Here is a 13,869-nt window from a genome sequence, read left to right as displayed (position 1 = left end):
TTGGTGATTGGTGATTGGTGATTGGTGATTGGTGATTGGTGATTGGTGATTGGTGATTGAATCTGTTAAGGTACGAAGGGAAGTTGGTAGTGGCCGGGATCTGTCATGCCGAACTTGTTTCGGGAGTTCCGATAAGCTTACTCCTTTTTACATATATTTCTTCACTTTTCTCCTGCAAATCAGTACAGTAGCGGGTTACAGGAGAAAATTTGATTTTTATCGATGAGCTAAGATAAGCTTGTTTCATCCCCTCTGCAATCCCCCAAACTCTGCTATTATAAGGCTAAAAACTATCCATATACCTAAACTTTCTTTTGCTTACAGACCTAAAAGCAGCAGAAGATACCTTAGAAGCTTTCCGGCTTTATGAGGCACTCGCATCTAGCCTACAAGTACTTCAATGCTTAAGAGAAAAGAGGCCGCAATTCTATAAGCGCTTCAATCCTAGGAACCTCATTCCTAGGTTCTTGCCTTTTGAGGTTCTTGCCCACCTGGACCTACTAACCCAAAAATTCACCTTTGATAATACCTTTAGCGCATCTCAGGTATTCCAATATCCTTTGAAAAACACCTTTGATAAAACCACCTTCAAGGTTGCGACCCCAAGGGAGCAGACCTTTAATAATGATTTTAATTATTGTGCAACGATTCCGACATTTAAACCTAGTGCTGGATAGATGTTTTAACCCCAAAAAGTATTGAAAGGTTGACGTCCGCTACCAGGAAGGCAACATGGCAAATTGGAACAAAACAGGGGAGGTAGGTAAAGCGTAAAATGAAGAAATGTGAAAACCCGCTTTGTTGTAGAAAGGCAAGCTTGACTAATGGTTCAGGGCTTGCCGATGTACCGGCATTAGCATTCTGTTAGCCTAAATTTATTGATAAAGATGAATTAAGCTCATTTGTTTAGCGCATGTTTTTCAGCCGGTATATTGGCAAACCCCTGTTAGCGGTTCGTACTTTAGTCTGATGATTTAATAATCAATTCCACTTTCTCACCCTTTATCCTGTCTCTTTTACTCAAGTCAACCGATTTATGTACTACTTGTTTAGCTAAATTTAGATTTAGATCAAGAGGTGTCGGAATAGCTACAGGAAAAGGCGTAAGGATGCCTTTATTCTCTGAAAACGATACCGGAAAAAATGTCTGAAAAGAAAAGTTTTGGTAGCTTAATACTAGCAGAGTCCTTGGAATCTCTCTTTGAACCGACTCTCTTCTTGAAAAAACAACGCACCGAATTTTGTCAGACGGATTGCTAAAAGGAAATATTGAAAAAAACATGCTTGCTGGAAATATCGTTTCGCTTGAAGTGTCCATAAGCCATGCTAATGTTTCTTGAAAGCTTTCAATAGTATTTTCTGGAATCAATGTTAATCCAATCTTTACCAGGCTTCGGTAAAGAAAATCAGGTATGTAACTAGGAATGTTTAGTTTTAAGTCAATCTCTTTAGCATCTGGATGAAGTTCTGTGGGAAAATTGTCAATATGAATACTGTTCTCTTTCGGGTGATATATAACAATATCTTGTTTGTACTTTGAAGATTTGTTCCCTTTCTTTTTCACGCCTCCTCATGCATTGTACGGAAGCATAAAGTTTGCAAATTCACTTTCAAGTTTGCTGAAATATTGATTGCAGTTATCACACTCAAATGTTGCAATTAGACTTTTATTTCCAGTATACTCGGGAATAGCATGAGCAACTGATTTGAATTTCACATCTGGAAACTTGCTTTTACAAAAGCGACATTTTTTACGAACTGTGTCGCTTAAATAATTTTTGATATGAGATTTATTGTAGTCAATTTCAGTTGAAACTATAATATCGTATTCCCTTGTCAGGTTTTCTAAATTTCGCAGTGCTTCTTGATCAATGGGATAGTTAGAATTTATCAGCATGGTGAGTTTGTAGCATGACCGCTAACGGTTATCAGCTTTGCGATGGGCTGGACTTCTGTGACTCGTCAGCCGATGCATAAGCCGAATAGAATTACTGATGATTAAAATAAGAATTAAAGTTGATTAGATAACGTCCTGCTGGTGAACATTGGTTTGCCGCCGATTGCTCTTCCGTCTGCCAGCCTATAGCAAAACTGTTGTTAGCGGTAGGCTTTATAGCCCAATAAGTGCTGGCAAACTTTTCTTCACTTCTTCAATTATTTGCTTAGAAATAGATTCGCTTACAACTCCACTTGCAACCATATCTACACTTTTACCAATAAAAAGCTGATACCACTTTTTCTTTCCTAAAAAGTACAAATCTCTAAGTTCATTTATCTCTTTTGATAAGTCTTCATAAATCACTTGTTGTCCAAGCTTAAGTTCATTGAGGTCTTTTAATATTTTGTCCAACTTGCTTTCCGCCTGCTCTTTTTCTTCTTCTGTGAAGGTGTCATCGTTGAAATGCACACCAAGTCTATTCAGCTCTTGTGTGAGGTAATATGCAATAGTTTCATAAGTATAGTTGTAGCTACAGTTCTCTGGATTTTGACATACAGGTTTATGTTCCGCATAATCTTTATTGTTTCTGTCAAGTATGAAGTTCAAATATTTAATCTTATCAGCAGGATTATCAATATCGTAAACATCATTTTTAGCAGCATCAATTATATCTTGATAGTGCGACACTCCACCCAGAAAATAACGGTCAGTAAATTGCTTGGCTTTCTTTAAAATAATATCCATGAGAAAAGGTCTTTATGCTTACCGCTAACGTTTCGGGGGTTGGCGAAGGCAGGGAGTTCTGGTTCCTGTCGCCTCAGTCCGTATTCTTTTATTCAATAAAGATACTCAGTTCAGCCCTTATTCATCAGCCCTGCTTTTGCCAATCCCATGTTGTACGCCTTGCTTCATCCTCCAAGAGAATTGACCTGAAAGTCAAAGAATTGGCGAGTTACTGTATTGAAACTGATTCTCCAATTATTGTCCCAGCCATCATCTGCTACTCTCGGAGTCATTGACCTCTTGTTTTTAAGCAATACACCAGGCGAGTAGTAAAAGGAGAGAATTATAACCTTCTGACCTATGTTGGTTATATAAGCGAAGTACTGCCTTTTGTAGCCAGTATACTTCTTCCTGATTTCGACGGGTACCTTAGAAGTCTTATTGAAGTCTTTTAGAACAGAGTCAATCTTGTCTGCTAAAAGGCGCTCAGCCGCATAGACTTCCTTTCTTGTTGGATTTGCACTACTGGCTTTTACATACACATTGTCTGACTTGGCAAACAGTACTCCATCAAATAAGTCCGTCTTGTAATGATCAGGGTACTTAGTCTGTCCAAAGCATGACAAGTTTGAAATAAGAAATATGATTATTGTGGTTACTCGCATGTATTGGTCATCAGTGGCGTACAACGGTTAGGGGGTTGGCGAAGAAGCGGAATTCTGTATTCTGTCAGCTTAGCCCACCCACAGAAGCGGAATAGTGATTTACCGCTCAAAATAGCACTTCAGCCGCTTTTTTGCTAAGCACATGTTAGCAGCATTGGAAACAGAGTGACTCACCATTTTGGCAGTGTAACTTCTCCAAATCTAACTGCATTGATTAGGTCACACTTGAAGTTCAGCGAGAACAAGCCTTTCTTATGTCCCATGTTAACCATATACCAGTAATTCCCAAAACGTTTACTCCCTAATCTTTTGATCTTTGTGACTATCAAGGTATCTCCTGATGAGAGATAATCCCGGACTTTGTCCTTTTCCCTAACCGATGGATCAAGCTGATATTCTTGATCCTGCCTTAATTCAGCTTCCTTCATTAAAACCAGTGGCCAGCTTGCACCACTTTTGAAGCTAATAGTGTTGTACCAACCTCGTTCTCCAGATGCCTTGCCGATAATGATTGGCTGTCCTATGAAAACTCTAAAATCCTGATTGGTGAACAATGTATCCCCAGCCAAGGTATATGTTGTGTCATTCCTACTTGGAGAGAACTCACCTTGAGCTGCAGCGTAAGCTCCTTTACAAAGAAGCATGGTCAGGAGTATAATGTATCTGAACGTAAGTCTCATTGGTGCTTTTTAAATGATACTATATTCAATGTACGAAAATCCATTGCTGCTAACGGATTAGCGCTTGCCGATGTGCCGGCATTAGCATTCCATCAGCCTAAATTTATTGATAAAGTTGAACAATGTTCATTTGTTCAGCATTTAGTTGTCAGCCGGTATATTGGCAAGCGCCTGTTATAGGCAGGCCTAGTCCAGGTCCACGGTAAAGTTTGCCATTCGCATTCCTTGCCCATAGAGTTTTCCAGTGTCCAATCTTGCTAAAGCAGGCCAAACATAGCCATAGTCTCCACCGGTCTTGTTGAACCAGTCAAACGGTATCAGATTGATTTGTTCTTGTTCTATGATTACAATGACGAAGTTTTCAAAGTAGTCTTTATTGTAAGTTAGGTTCTCTTTTCTTACATAAGTGACAAGAAGGCCAACATCCAGGTAGCTTTTGACATGGTTTTTCCCAAGTTGAAGATGTGAGAGGTCTATTTTAGCATTCAGCAATTCCGGCTCTTCATTCAAGCTGAAAAGGTCAACTTGAACGATGTCAATCAGGTTTGTGTCTGTTTTCCAGTAGAACAGCTTATTCCTTTCCAGCATGATTGTCGCACCGAAGGGAATTGACAATAATGGGTCTTTGGATGTTTGTTTCTTTAGCAAAAGACTTTCCAGCATTTGTGCTTTCTCGTCATAAGTAACAGATGATAACAGGCCAAAAGATGCGAGTTCTTTATTGAAAGTGTCTAATTGAAAAAAGTATGGAAAGTAATATTGGGTCGCCGTCATTTGTCTCTTGAATTAGGAACACTGCACGATTAAGGCTTGCCTATAACGGTAAAGGGCTTACTGCTGTACAGGTAGTCTGTGATAATGCAGCTTAACTTTTATTCTGAAGCAAAATAGTATTGGTTAAGTTGATTTGTAAGTTAAAGCCTGTATGGCAGTAAGCCTACGTTAGCGGATTATTTTAAAGATCCTGAGCTAAAATAATTGTGAAAAAGAATAGGGCAAAAAAGATAAAATCTACAAATCTTGGATGCCTATCTTCAAAAATGTCATTGCCAGGTCCTTTAGATGGAGTAACATATTCTTGACCTGAAAGTTTTTTAACGAAAAAGGTTCCAACTTTGAAGACAAGTAAAAATACAAGCAGCGATTTAAAACTTACAATTGAAGACGTTCTTGGCATTTGAAGTGCTGGCTTATCTTTTAAGATCCAATAAAGCCATAACATAAAAGCTCCAAGCAATAACCACATCATATAAATCCATGTGTCCCGTAATAATGTGTACCCGAGAAATAAGAGAAACAATGGAATCAAAAGACCTGTATAAAGGGCAAACGTTTGTAAGTTATTGCCCAAAATGTTCCATATGCCAGTCGCACATAAATAAACTAACAATACACACACAAGACTTATTAAATATGCGGCAATATTGAATATTTTCAACTTATGTAGATTATGAATTGGGTTATCCGCTAACACGTTAATATACGCAACCACTTGCTCCAAAATACATTAGTTTTCAATATCAAATGAAGCAAGAAGTTCAACTCAAATATATTAATGATGAGTATAATTTTGGATTAGTATCTTGGAAGGAAGCGTATTTGCTTTTGCCTGAGCTTGTAAAGCTCAATGTCGAGTATTATAAGGGAAATCTTATTTACAGGGCTCCCGGTTCTGCAAAAAGGATTTACTATAAAGCTATAAAGGCAGGATTGAGAAAATGTAACATCAAAGTTTACTTCGACGTTCTTGACCTTCCATTTTGAAGTACATAAAGTATCCCCTCAAGAGTCCCCTTCATTTTTTATCTATCATAAGGTGTTAAATATCAATATTTTAAGAATAAGGATGAACTTGTTTCGGCATCCCCTTCCTTATGCAGGTACTCCGAAGAATGCAGGAGATGCCGATATACATCGGCATGACAGTGACCTCGGATGCGGTCATGCCGAACTTGTTTCATTATTTCTTTTGGAAATACAGCGAGGTATAGGCAACAGTAATTCGGGACTGATTTCAACAAGGCAGAACCTATCTGTACCGAAGCATTGCGTATAACCTACCTCACTTGCTTGATACATAGCTTACAACCCATAAATACGCTGCGCAGCCCTGAAGGTTTGGCAATGCGCATCCACAATTGTTCTTACCTCGGGCGAGTAGCCGCCGCCCATTGATATTACGCAGGGAAGCCCGCGCTGGTGCAATTGTTCCAATACAAATTCATCTCTTCTGCGGCAGCCATCCATGCTCACTTTCAGTTTGCCGAATTTATCAGTACTCAGTATGTCCACACCGGAAAGAAAGAACACAAGATCAGGCCTGACCGTATCCAGCAGGTTCGGTAAATAGTGGTAAAGTAAATTAAGGTAAGCCGTATCATCAATGCCGTCGGGAAGCTCCACGTCCAGGTCGCTTTTTTCCTTGTGAAAAGGATAGTTGTTCTTGCCGTGCATGCTGAAGGTGAATACCCTTGGTTCCTCTTCAAACAGTTTGGCGGTGCCATTACCCTGGTGCACATCAAGGTCAACCACCAGCAGTTGTTTTGCCAGCTCTTTGCGCAGCAGGTAATTGGCTGCAACCCCAAAATCGTTGAGCAGGCAAAAGCCTTCTCCTCTTTCTGCAAAAGCATGGTGCGTTCCGCCGGCAACGTTCAACGCCACGCCGTTTTCAAAAGCATGATGGCAACAATCGATGGTACCCTGCGTGATGATGAACTCGCGTTGCGTTAATGCCGGTGATTGCGGAAAGCCAATATGCCTTTGCTCTTTGGCGGATAGGGTTTGGTTTTTCAATTTGTCCACGTAGGCCATATCATGCGTCCAGAGCAACACCTCCTCCGGGCAGGGTTGCGGTGCAAAAAGGTTATCGGGGCAAATGCTTCCTTCGTAGAGCAACTGAGCCGGAATCAGCTCGTACTTCAGCATAGGAAAACGATGGCCTTCCGGCAGCGGGTGGGCGTAAATAGGGTCGAAGGCGATGTGCAGCTTTTTCATTGGATGGGCAGTACGCTGTTTTCTGCAATGGCAAATACCTTGTCGCAGGCATCGGGTTGCACTATTGCCAGGCCGGTAAACTTACTAAAGGCCGGAAGAATACAGGTGGTTTGGGTAAAGTAAAAGCAGGGGAGGCGCAGGCTTTGTTTGCCCAGGCCCTGGAGCCGGATGCCGGGATGTAAGTGGCCGCTAAAAGTAAAACCACCGGGGTGTGTTGCCGGCTCTTCATGTACAAAACTGAAAGGGCCTATATGCAATTGATCCTGCCAAAGCGTTAGCTGCATATCGTGGTAGATCTTTTCATGCAGGATATCGTGGTTGCCCAATACCAGGTGGAAGGGCAGGTGCTCAAAGTCCAGACGCCAGCGTTTAAACAGCTCCAGTTCCAGGTTGGCATGGCTGTGAAAAAGATCGCCTACTGCAATTACCTGCATGGGTTTAAAGTGCTGGATCAGGCCAACGAGCCGCTGCAGGTCTTCTTTGTACACCGACTGCGGCACCGCAATGCCGGCTTTTCGAAAATGACCCGTTTTGCCGAAATGAAGGTCTGAAAGCACAAGGGATTTTTGTTCTTCCCAGTACAGGGCACGGTGCGGATGAAGCCAGAAATGCTGGTTCAAAACCTTATGTAAAACAGGGTGGGACATATGCGCTGCAAAGTTAACCCGCACAGGTCAGGGTTGGCAGGTATTAACAGTATGCTGGGTTACTGGTGCCTGGTATAAGGCTACCTGGGGAGTACTACGGATTATACCCGGGATAAACGCGGCTTATGTGCGGCTTATGTGCGGATTATACCGGTTAATACCTGGCAGCAATACCAGCTTTTTACGGGAACAAACCCCATTAATGGGGGCTCGTTTATGCTATAGCTTTTCCAACTGCTGCTGCATCTTTTTTACCCGGTCTTCCAGCTTTTCCGAAGATACATTTTCCCGCATGCTGTCCACTTTGATGGGAAAACACAGCGGGGTAAGCCGGTCAGGAAAAGTGAGTACGATTTTGGATCGTTGGATGCGTTCCAGCATATTGCGCAGGCGCACTTCTTCCATCTGCTGGTCAAACACTTCCTGGTAGGCCTGCCGCAGCAAAACGTTGCTGGGTTCGTATTCGTTGAACACGTTGAACAGCAGCCCCGCCGAAGCCTGCAGGTGCCTGGCTTTTTTCTTTTCCCCGGGCATGCCCTGGAAGATCAAACCGCCAATAACGGCGATGTCCCTGAATTTTCGTTTAGCCATCTCCGTAGCATTCACGCTGGCTTGTATATCGGTCATCAGGTTGTCCAGCGAAAACAGTTCCTGTACATTGCTGTCATCTACCGGAATGGGCTGGTCGCTCAGCAGCTCAAAGCCATAATCGTTCATGGCGATGGAAAAGGTAATGGGTGTAGTGCGCGATATTCGGTAAGCCAGCACGGCAGCCATGGCTTCGTGCACCATGCGGCCCTCGAAAGGATAAACAAAGAGATGAAAGCCGTCCCTTGTTTCAATTTGTTCGATCAGCAGTTCGTTGCTGCGGGGCACATGCGACAGGCGGTGCTGCAGTTCAAAAAGCGGGAAGAGCGCCTGCAGTTCGCGATCTTCCGATAGGATGCCTTCGCTAACCTGCTCGGCCGCTTCATCCAGCTTGGCCCGCAACAGTGCGCCCAGCCTTGCCGAAAGGGGCAGGCGGCCACCAAGGAAACTGGCAACAATGCCTTTTTTGGCGTTCGATTTCCGCACCATTACCGTCATGTCCTTGATGTGCACCAGTTCCAGTTGCCTGCCGGCGAAAGTGAACACATCGCCTGGTTCCAGCTTGGAAACAAAATATTCCTCGATGGTACCCACAAAGCTGCCATTAAGCATTTTTACCCGCAGCATGGCATCGGATACAATGGTGCCAATATGCATGCGGTGGCGCATGGCCACCCGGCGACTGGTAATCTTATAGATGCCATTTTCCACCACCACCTTGTGGTACTCGTCGTACTGGTTCAGTGCGTTGCCGCCAGAAGTAATAAAAAGCAGCAGTTCGTCAAATTCTTCCCGGGTGATCTCGCTAAAACAATAGGTGGTTTTTATTTCCTTGAAAATTACATCGGGCAGGAAGCCATCTGACACCGCAAGGGTACAGAGGTATTGTACCAGCACATCGTAGCAAAGCACCAGTGGATCGCGGCTTTCGATGGCGCTTTCTGCTGCCGCAGCTTTCAGCGCGGCGGCCTCTACCAGCTCCAGCGAATGGGTGGGTAAAAAATAAATACGGCTCACGGCATCGGGGCTATGGCCGCTGCGGCCGGCACGTTGCAGAAAGCGGGCAACACCCTTGGGCGAGCCTACCTGTATCACCGTCTCAACAGGGCGGAAGTCCACACCCAGGTCAAGGGAAGCGGTAGCAACCACCGCCTTTAGCTTGCCTTCATGAAGGGCTTCTTCCACCCAGTTGCGCAACTCATGTTCAATAGAACCATGGTGCAGGGCGATGGCGCCTGCCAGGTCGGGGGCTATATTGAGCAGGGTCTGGTACCAGATCTCGCTCATTGCCCTTGTATTGATAAAGATGAGGGTGGTGCGGCTGCTGTAAATGATGGGCAGCACTTCCCTGGCCAGTTTGATACCCAGGTGCCCGGCCCAAGGGTATTTCTCCATCTCGTCGGGGATGATGGAAGCTATTTCCAGTTGCTTGTTTGCCTGTGCCCGCACGATGGCTGTTGGCGTGCCTTGCAGGGGGCGCAGCAGCACTTCCATGGCTTCGTCGAGGTTGCCAATGGTTGCTGAAATACCCCAGATAGACAAAGATCTTTTCCCTTGAGGGAAGGCGTGTGAAACCTCGTGGAGAACGGTCTTTTCATCCGGTTCAGGGGGCTGTTTTGCCCCTGGATTATCTATGGAAGGAGCAAGGCTTAAAATCCTGCTGATGGCCAGTTCCACCTGTACGCCCCGCTTGCTGCCAATAAGTTCGTGCCATTCGTCTACGGCAAGGATGCGCAAGGTTTTAAAGATTTCAGCATACCCTTTCGATGCCAGCATCAACTGCAGGCTTTCCGGCGTGATGATGAGCACTTCGGGGACCTGTCGTTTTTGCTTTTGCCGGTCGGATGTAGAGGTGTCGCCGTTGCGGATGCCTACCTTCCATTGCATACCCAGTTCCGCAATTACCTCTTCCATGGCCCGCCCTATGTCCTTGGCCAGTGCACGCAGGGGGGTGATCCAAATGAGCTGGAGCCCGTTTTTTTCTTTGCGCTGGTAGTTGGTTGGATGGGCATTGATAAACTGGATAAGTGCGCCCAGGAAAACCGAATAGGTCTTACCCATACCCGTAGGCGCATTTACCAGGCCGCTGCGGCCTTCCAGTATATGTTGCCAGGTTTGCTCCTGAAATGGAAAGGGGCGGAAGTCTTTGGCGGCAAGCCAGGCTGCAATGATTTTATATCCAGGTGTTTGATTCAATGGTTCAAGCTTGAGTGCACCACAGGAACATTTCAGCCGAAGGTATCGCTGACCGGGCATTTTGACGTGCCGATTTTCCCATTTGAAAGTATCACTGTTGGTGCAGGTTATCCTATTTGATTGTTCCAATAACAGGCAAGGGCAAAGAAGTGTTGCAAAAATGCTTCCGTTCAACTGTGGCTATTGGGAATGTGGCATTTGTACTTGCGGTTTGACAAAACAAGCTTTTTTCTGGATAGTCAGGTAGCTACGAAATACCGATGTAACAGGGGGCAATAACCCATACAAAATGTTAGTGGAGACAAAATGGTTTGATTATATAAGATACTCAGCTTGAAGCATTTGTGTAGTAGTTATTCTACTTTGGTAATCAATTATAAAAAACCATCTGGTTTAAAAAAGTGATTTTAAATACCAAAAACATGTGCTAATAAATTATGTAAAAATGATGTGGCTAAAAGGAGTTTATGAAACGCAGCAGTATAGATTTGCTTATCACTCCTTACCCATTTACCCCTACTGGGACCCTTCAAATACCCGTGAAAACCTATTGTATGGTTGTTTAAATAACCTGCAACTCCTAATTTCTTTTAGAATTTACCATCAAGCAGGAGCCTCATTAAAAAAAGGTTGGACTGTACCTGATTGCTTTACCTGGTTTTTCCTGGCAGGGTAACGGGATGTTCCGCTACTTTTTTCAGGAAGTCAAAGTACCAATGTTAACTGGTTTGAATAGGTTCTGGAAGTGTTGCCCTGATCGGCACCTTCCCCAAGCTATTTTGACCAAGCAACATACCAAGCCTGGTTGCTGCTGTTTTAATCCTATCCCTTGAAACTTCCCTGCAAGCGATCCGCTGCAATACATCCCTTTTAATGCTTTAAGCAGGCTGTTTCATGCCTGATGCGACACCTTACTACAGGTATCGCACAACAGTGTTGTTGCCCAACCCAAGCGTTGAAAGGAATCGTTTTGCCCTAGGTTTTCCGTCCTGCAGACTGGGATGCGTTTTCTGATTTTACAAATAGACCTAAACTACAAACCATGACAAAACGATTACTTTTTTCCTTGCTGGCCGGGGTTATGTTTTGCTGCGGCGTTTATGCACAAACGCCACAAGGCATTCCTTACCAGGCAGTAGCCAGGGATGCCAGTGGAAATTTGATTTCGAACAAAGCTGTTTCCGTCAGATTATCCATTCTTAACGGAAGCGCTACTGGTACCGTGCTCTATTCAGAACGCCATGCTGTTGTTACAAACCGTTTTGGATTGTTCAATCTGTCCGTTGGCCAGGGCACTGCGCTGTCCGGCACATTTTCAACTATTGAATGGGGTACAGGAGCCAGGTTTCTGAAAGTTGAATTTGACCCGGCAGGTGGTACCACCTACCTGCTGATGTCGAATACGCAAATGATGAGCGTGCCTTATGCATTATATGCTGAGAAGTCAGGCACTCCCGGTCCTGTTGGCCCTCAGGGTCCAGCGGGTGCTACCGGTCCTGCTGGCCCCCAGGGTCCAACTGGTGCAACTGGTCCTCAAGGTCCTGCCGGAGCTGATGGTAAAGATGGTGCTCAAGGCCCTGCTGGTGCTCAAGGCCCTGCTGGAGCTGATGGTAAAGATGGTGCTCAAGGTCCTGCTGGTGCTCAAGGTCCTGCTGGTGCTCAAGGCCCTGCTGGTCCTCAAGGTCCTGCTGGTCCTGCTGGTCCTAAGGGTGATCCCGGTGCTACCGGTGCAGCAGCAACTGTTACTGTAGGCACAACCACAGTTAGCGCTCCTGGTAGTAATCCAAGTGTATCAAATGGCGGATCTTCAGCAGCGGCAGTTTTGAATTTCACGTTTCCCCAAACCGCAGAGTGGAGGGCAGGGTCCGTAACTGTCGCCGCAGGATCCTCTAGTGCTACAATTAATACCAGTGGATTTTTCTCTTCGGCTAACTATCGGGTAACGCTTACTTTGACAAGTGCACCCACCACTAATAGCGCAACGCCCCCATTATTTATTGTTTCTAATAAATCAACAACCGGGTTCACAATTAGCGTTGTTGATGGTAAGAATCAGACCATCAGCATTGGTAATTATACATTGGATTATATAGTGATGGCAAACAGGTAAAGAAAGATTAGGGCCTGTATTAAAGATTGCAGGCTCTAATTGCCTTTTATCAGCATATTTCACAACTAACTAAGAACATATGTTCAAGAATCACTTTTATAAATTTATTGCAGGTTTATTGCTTGCAATCAATGTAAATGCACAAGTAACAAGTCCAACGCTTAGCCCTGGTGCAATTTCATCCGGCGGGGGCTCAGCCTCTTCCGGTGGGGTGCAGCTGGACTGGGTATTAGGACAAACCTTTGTCAGTACCGGTGCCGATAGTAAGGCCTTCCTGACGCAGGGCTTTCAGCAACCCGAATTGCAGGTATGGACTGGCGTGGTTAATATGCCCGATTGGGGAACCTGCCAGGTAAGTATTCCGTATACTGTTTCCGGTGTCTTTGATCCCGCAAATCAGTTTACCGCCGAACTGTCGGATGCTGATGGCAACTTTGCCAACCCAATAGTGTTGGGTACAGCTACCGGCAATACCAACGGCGTGATCAATGGTGTTGTGCCCGCAACGGTTGCTGCTGGTACCGGTTACCGTGTACGGGTGCGGAGTTCGCTGCCTTTTTTTCTTGGCGTAGCCAACGAAGTGAACCTCACCATTCGTAAGCCATCAATCCCAGATGCTTTTGCCTATAACACAGGGGTGCAGCCCAATACACTGTATCCAGGATGGGCGCCGGCCTCATCCATCACCCTCAAGGCAAATCCAAATGGTGCGGTAAACCCTGCTTTTATCTGGCGTAATAGTAAAGGGAAACAGGTAGGAGTAGGCGCACAGCTAACAGTTACAACAGCCGATACCTATACTGTAACGGTAGTTGCCAATGGTTGCACTGCCACAGCATCTAAGACCATCAATGAGCTGGATGTAATTTGTGGAACCAAACAAGCGCCAAAGGTTGTCATCTGCCAAAAGATTGGAGGAACCTTCCAAAACAATTGTGTGTTGTCTACCGCCGTGGCCAGTGCCTTGCAAACGGGTTCCCGACTGGGTGCATGTAGTTTGGCACCTGCCGCAGTTTCCCCTACAATTACAAAAGCGGAATCGAACACCCGTGTTGCTGTAAAGGGTCGGTTTGAAATGGTTGCTTACCCCAATCCTTCTGCAACAAACTTCAATATTCAATTGCAAAGTGATAATGCCCGTGATAAGATCATGGTGCGGGTACTTGATATGAATGGTAAGGTAATGGAGGTGTATACAAACCTCTCTGCGCAACAAGTGATGCATATTGGAGACAAGTATGTACCAGGATTGTATGTTGTTGAGATGGTGCAGGGCCCGGGCCGAGCACAGATCAAATTGATCAAACAGGCTAATTGATAACAGATA

Annotated in this window: 13 protein-coding genes; 3 read left to right on the top strand and 10 right to left on the bottom strand. The window is 44.8% G+C overall.

The annotated features are described in order from the left end of the window. The first annotated feature begins 314 nt into the window (after positions 1–314). Complete coding sequence (locus tag BUE76_RS18570; RefSeq protein ID WP_073045781.1) at positions 315–677, top strand: hypothetical protein; 363 nt, start codon at positions 315–317, stop codon at positions 675–677. Between the two features lie 284 nt (positions 678–961). On the opposite strand, the gene BUE76_RS18565 is transcribed toward BUE76_RS18570, so the two are convergent. From BUE76_RS18565 to BUE76_RS18515, 10 genes are all read right to left on the bottom strand, one after another. After that, positions 962–1,564, bottom strand: coding sequence for a hypothetical protein (locus BUE76_RS18565; RefSeq protein ID WP_073045784.1), 603 nt, complete (start codon positions 1,562–1,564; stop codon positions 962–964). Positions 1,565–1,570: 6 nt separating this feature from the next. Continuing rightward, positions 1,571–1,897, bottom strand: a complete 327-nt coding sequence (locus BUE76_RS18560) for an HNH endonuclease (RefSeq protein WP_073045787.1) — start codon at positions 1,895–1,897, stop codon at positions 1,571–1,573. Between the two features lie 213 nt (positions 1,898–2,110). Next, positions 2,111–2,683, bottom strand: coding sequence for a hypothetical protein (locus BUE76_RS18555; RefSeq protein ID WP_073045789.1), 573 nt, complete (start codon positions 2,681–2,683; stop codon positions 2,111–2,113). Between the two features lie 164 nt (positions 2,684–2,847). Next, complete coding sequence (locus BUE76_RS24825; protein WP_073045792.1) at positions 2,848–3,351, bottom strand: hypothetical protein; 504 nt, start codon at positions 3,349–3,351, stop codon at positions 2,848–2,850. A gap of 146 nt (positions 3,352–3,497) precedes the next feature. Then, positions 3,498–4,007: a hypothetical protein gene (locus tag BUE76_RS18545; RefSeq protein ID WP_073045794.1), complete on the bottom strand. Its 510-nt coding sequence runs from the start codon at positions 4,005–4,007 to the stop codon at positions 3,498–3,500. Positions 4,008–4,193: 186 nt separating this feature from the next. Beyond that, positions 4,194–4,781, bottom strand: coding sequence for a hypothetical protein (locus tag BUE76_RS18540; protein ID WP_073045796.1), 588 nt, complete (start codon positions 4,779–4,781; stop codon positions 4,194–4,196). Between the two features lie 181 nt (positions 4,782–4,962). After that, the gene (locus tag BUE76_RS18535; RefSeq protein WP_073045799.1) at positions 4,963–5,508 is read right to left on the bottom strand and encodes a hypothetical protein; all 546 of its coding nucleotides are present in this window, start codon (positions 5,506–5,508) and stop codon (positions 4,963–4,965) included. A gap of 581 nt (positions 5,509–6,089) precedes the next feature. Next, positions 6,090–7,001 carry a histone deacetylase family protein gene (locus BUE76_RS18525; protein ID WP_073045804.1) on the bottom strand — a complete coding sequence of 304 codons (912 nt, stop codon included), beginning with the start codon at positions 6,999–7,001 and terminating at the stop codon, positions 6,090–6,092. Then, positions 6,998–7,621: a ligase-associated DNA damage response endonuclease PdeM gene (gene pdeM / locus BUE76_RS18520; RefSeq protein WP_245798402.1), complete on the bottom strand. Its 624-nt coding sequence runs from the start codon at positions 7,619–7,621 to the stop codon at positions 6,998–7,000. The genes BUE76_RS18525 and pdeM overlap by 4 nt, the downstream gene beginning before the upstream one ends. A gap of 246 nt (positions 7,622–7,867) precedes the next feature. Then, positions 7,868–10,432, bottom strand: a complete 2,565-nt coding sequence (locus BUE76_RS18515) for a ligase-associated DNA damage response DEXH box helicase (RefSeq protein WP_073045835.1) — start codon at positions 10,430–10,432, stop codon at positions 7,868–7,870. Positions 10,433–11,474: 1,042 nt separating this feature from the next. Here BUE76_RS18515 and BUE76_RS18510 point away from each other — a divergent pair. Both BUE76_RS18510 and BUE76_RS18505 read left to right on the top strand, forming a co-directional pair. After that, positions 11,475–12,542 carry a collagen-like protein gene (locus BUE76_RS18510; RefSeq protein ID WP_073045810.1) on the top strand — a complete coding sequence of 356 codons (1,068 nt, stop codon included), beginning with the start codon at positions 11,475–11,477 and terminating at the stop codon, positions 12,540–12,542. 79 nt (positions 12,543–12,621) lie between these two features. Continuing rightward, positions 12,622–13,860: a T9SS type A sorting domain-containing protein gene (locus BUE76_RS18505; RefSeq protein ID WP_073045813.1), complete on the top strand. Its 1,239-nt coding sequence runs from the start codon at positions 12,622–12,624 to the stop codon at positions 13,858–13,860. The last annotated feature ends 9 nt before the right edge of the window (positions 13,861–13,869 follow it).

The organism is Cnuella takakiae, assembly GCF_001953305.1.
Classification (GTDB): Bacteria; Bacteroidota; Bacteroidia; order Chitinophagales; family Chitinophagaceae; genus Flavisolibacter; species Flavisolibacter takakiae.
The sequence above is the reverse complement of the archived record's forward strand: the minus strand, read 5'-3'. Positions and strand labels throughout refer to the sequence as shown.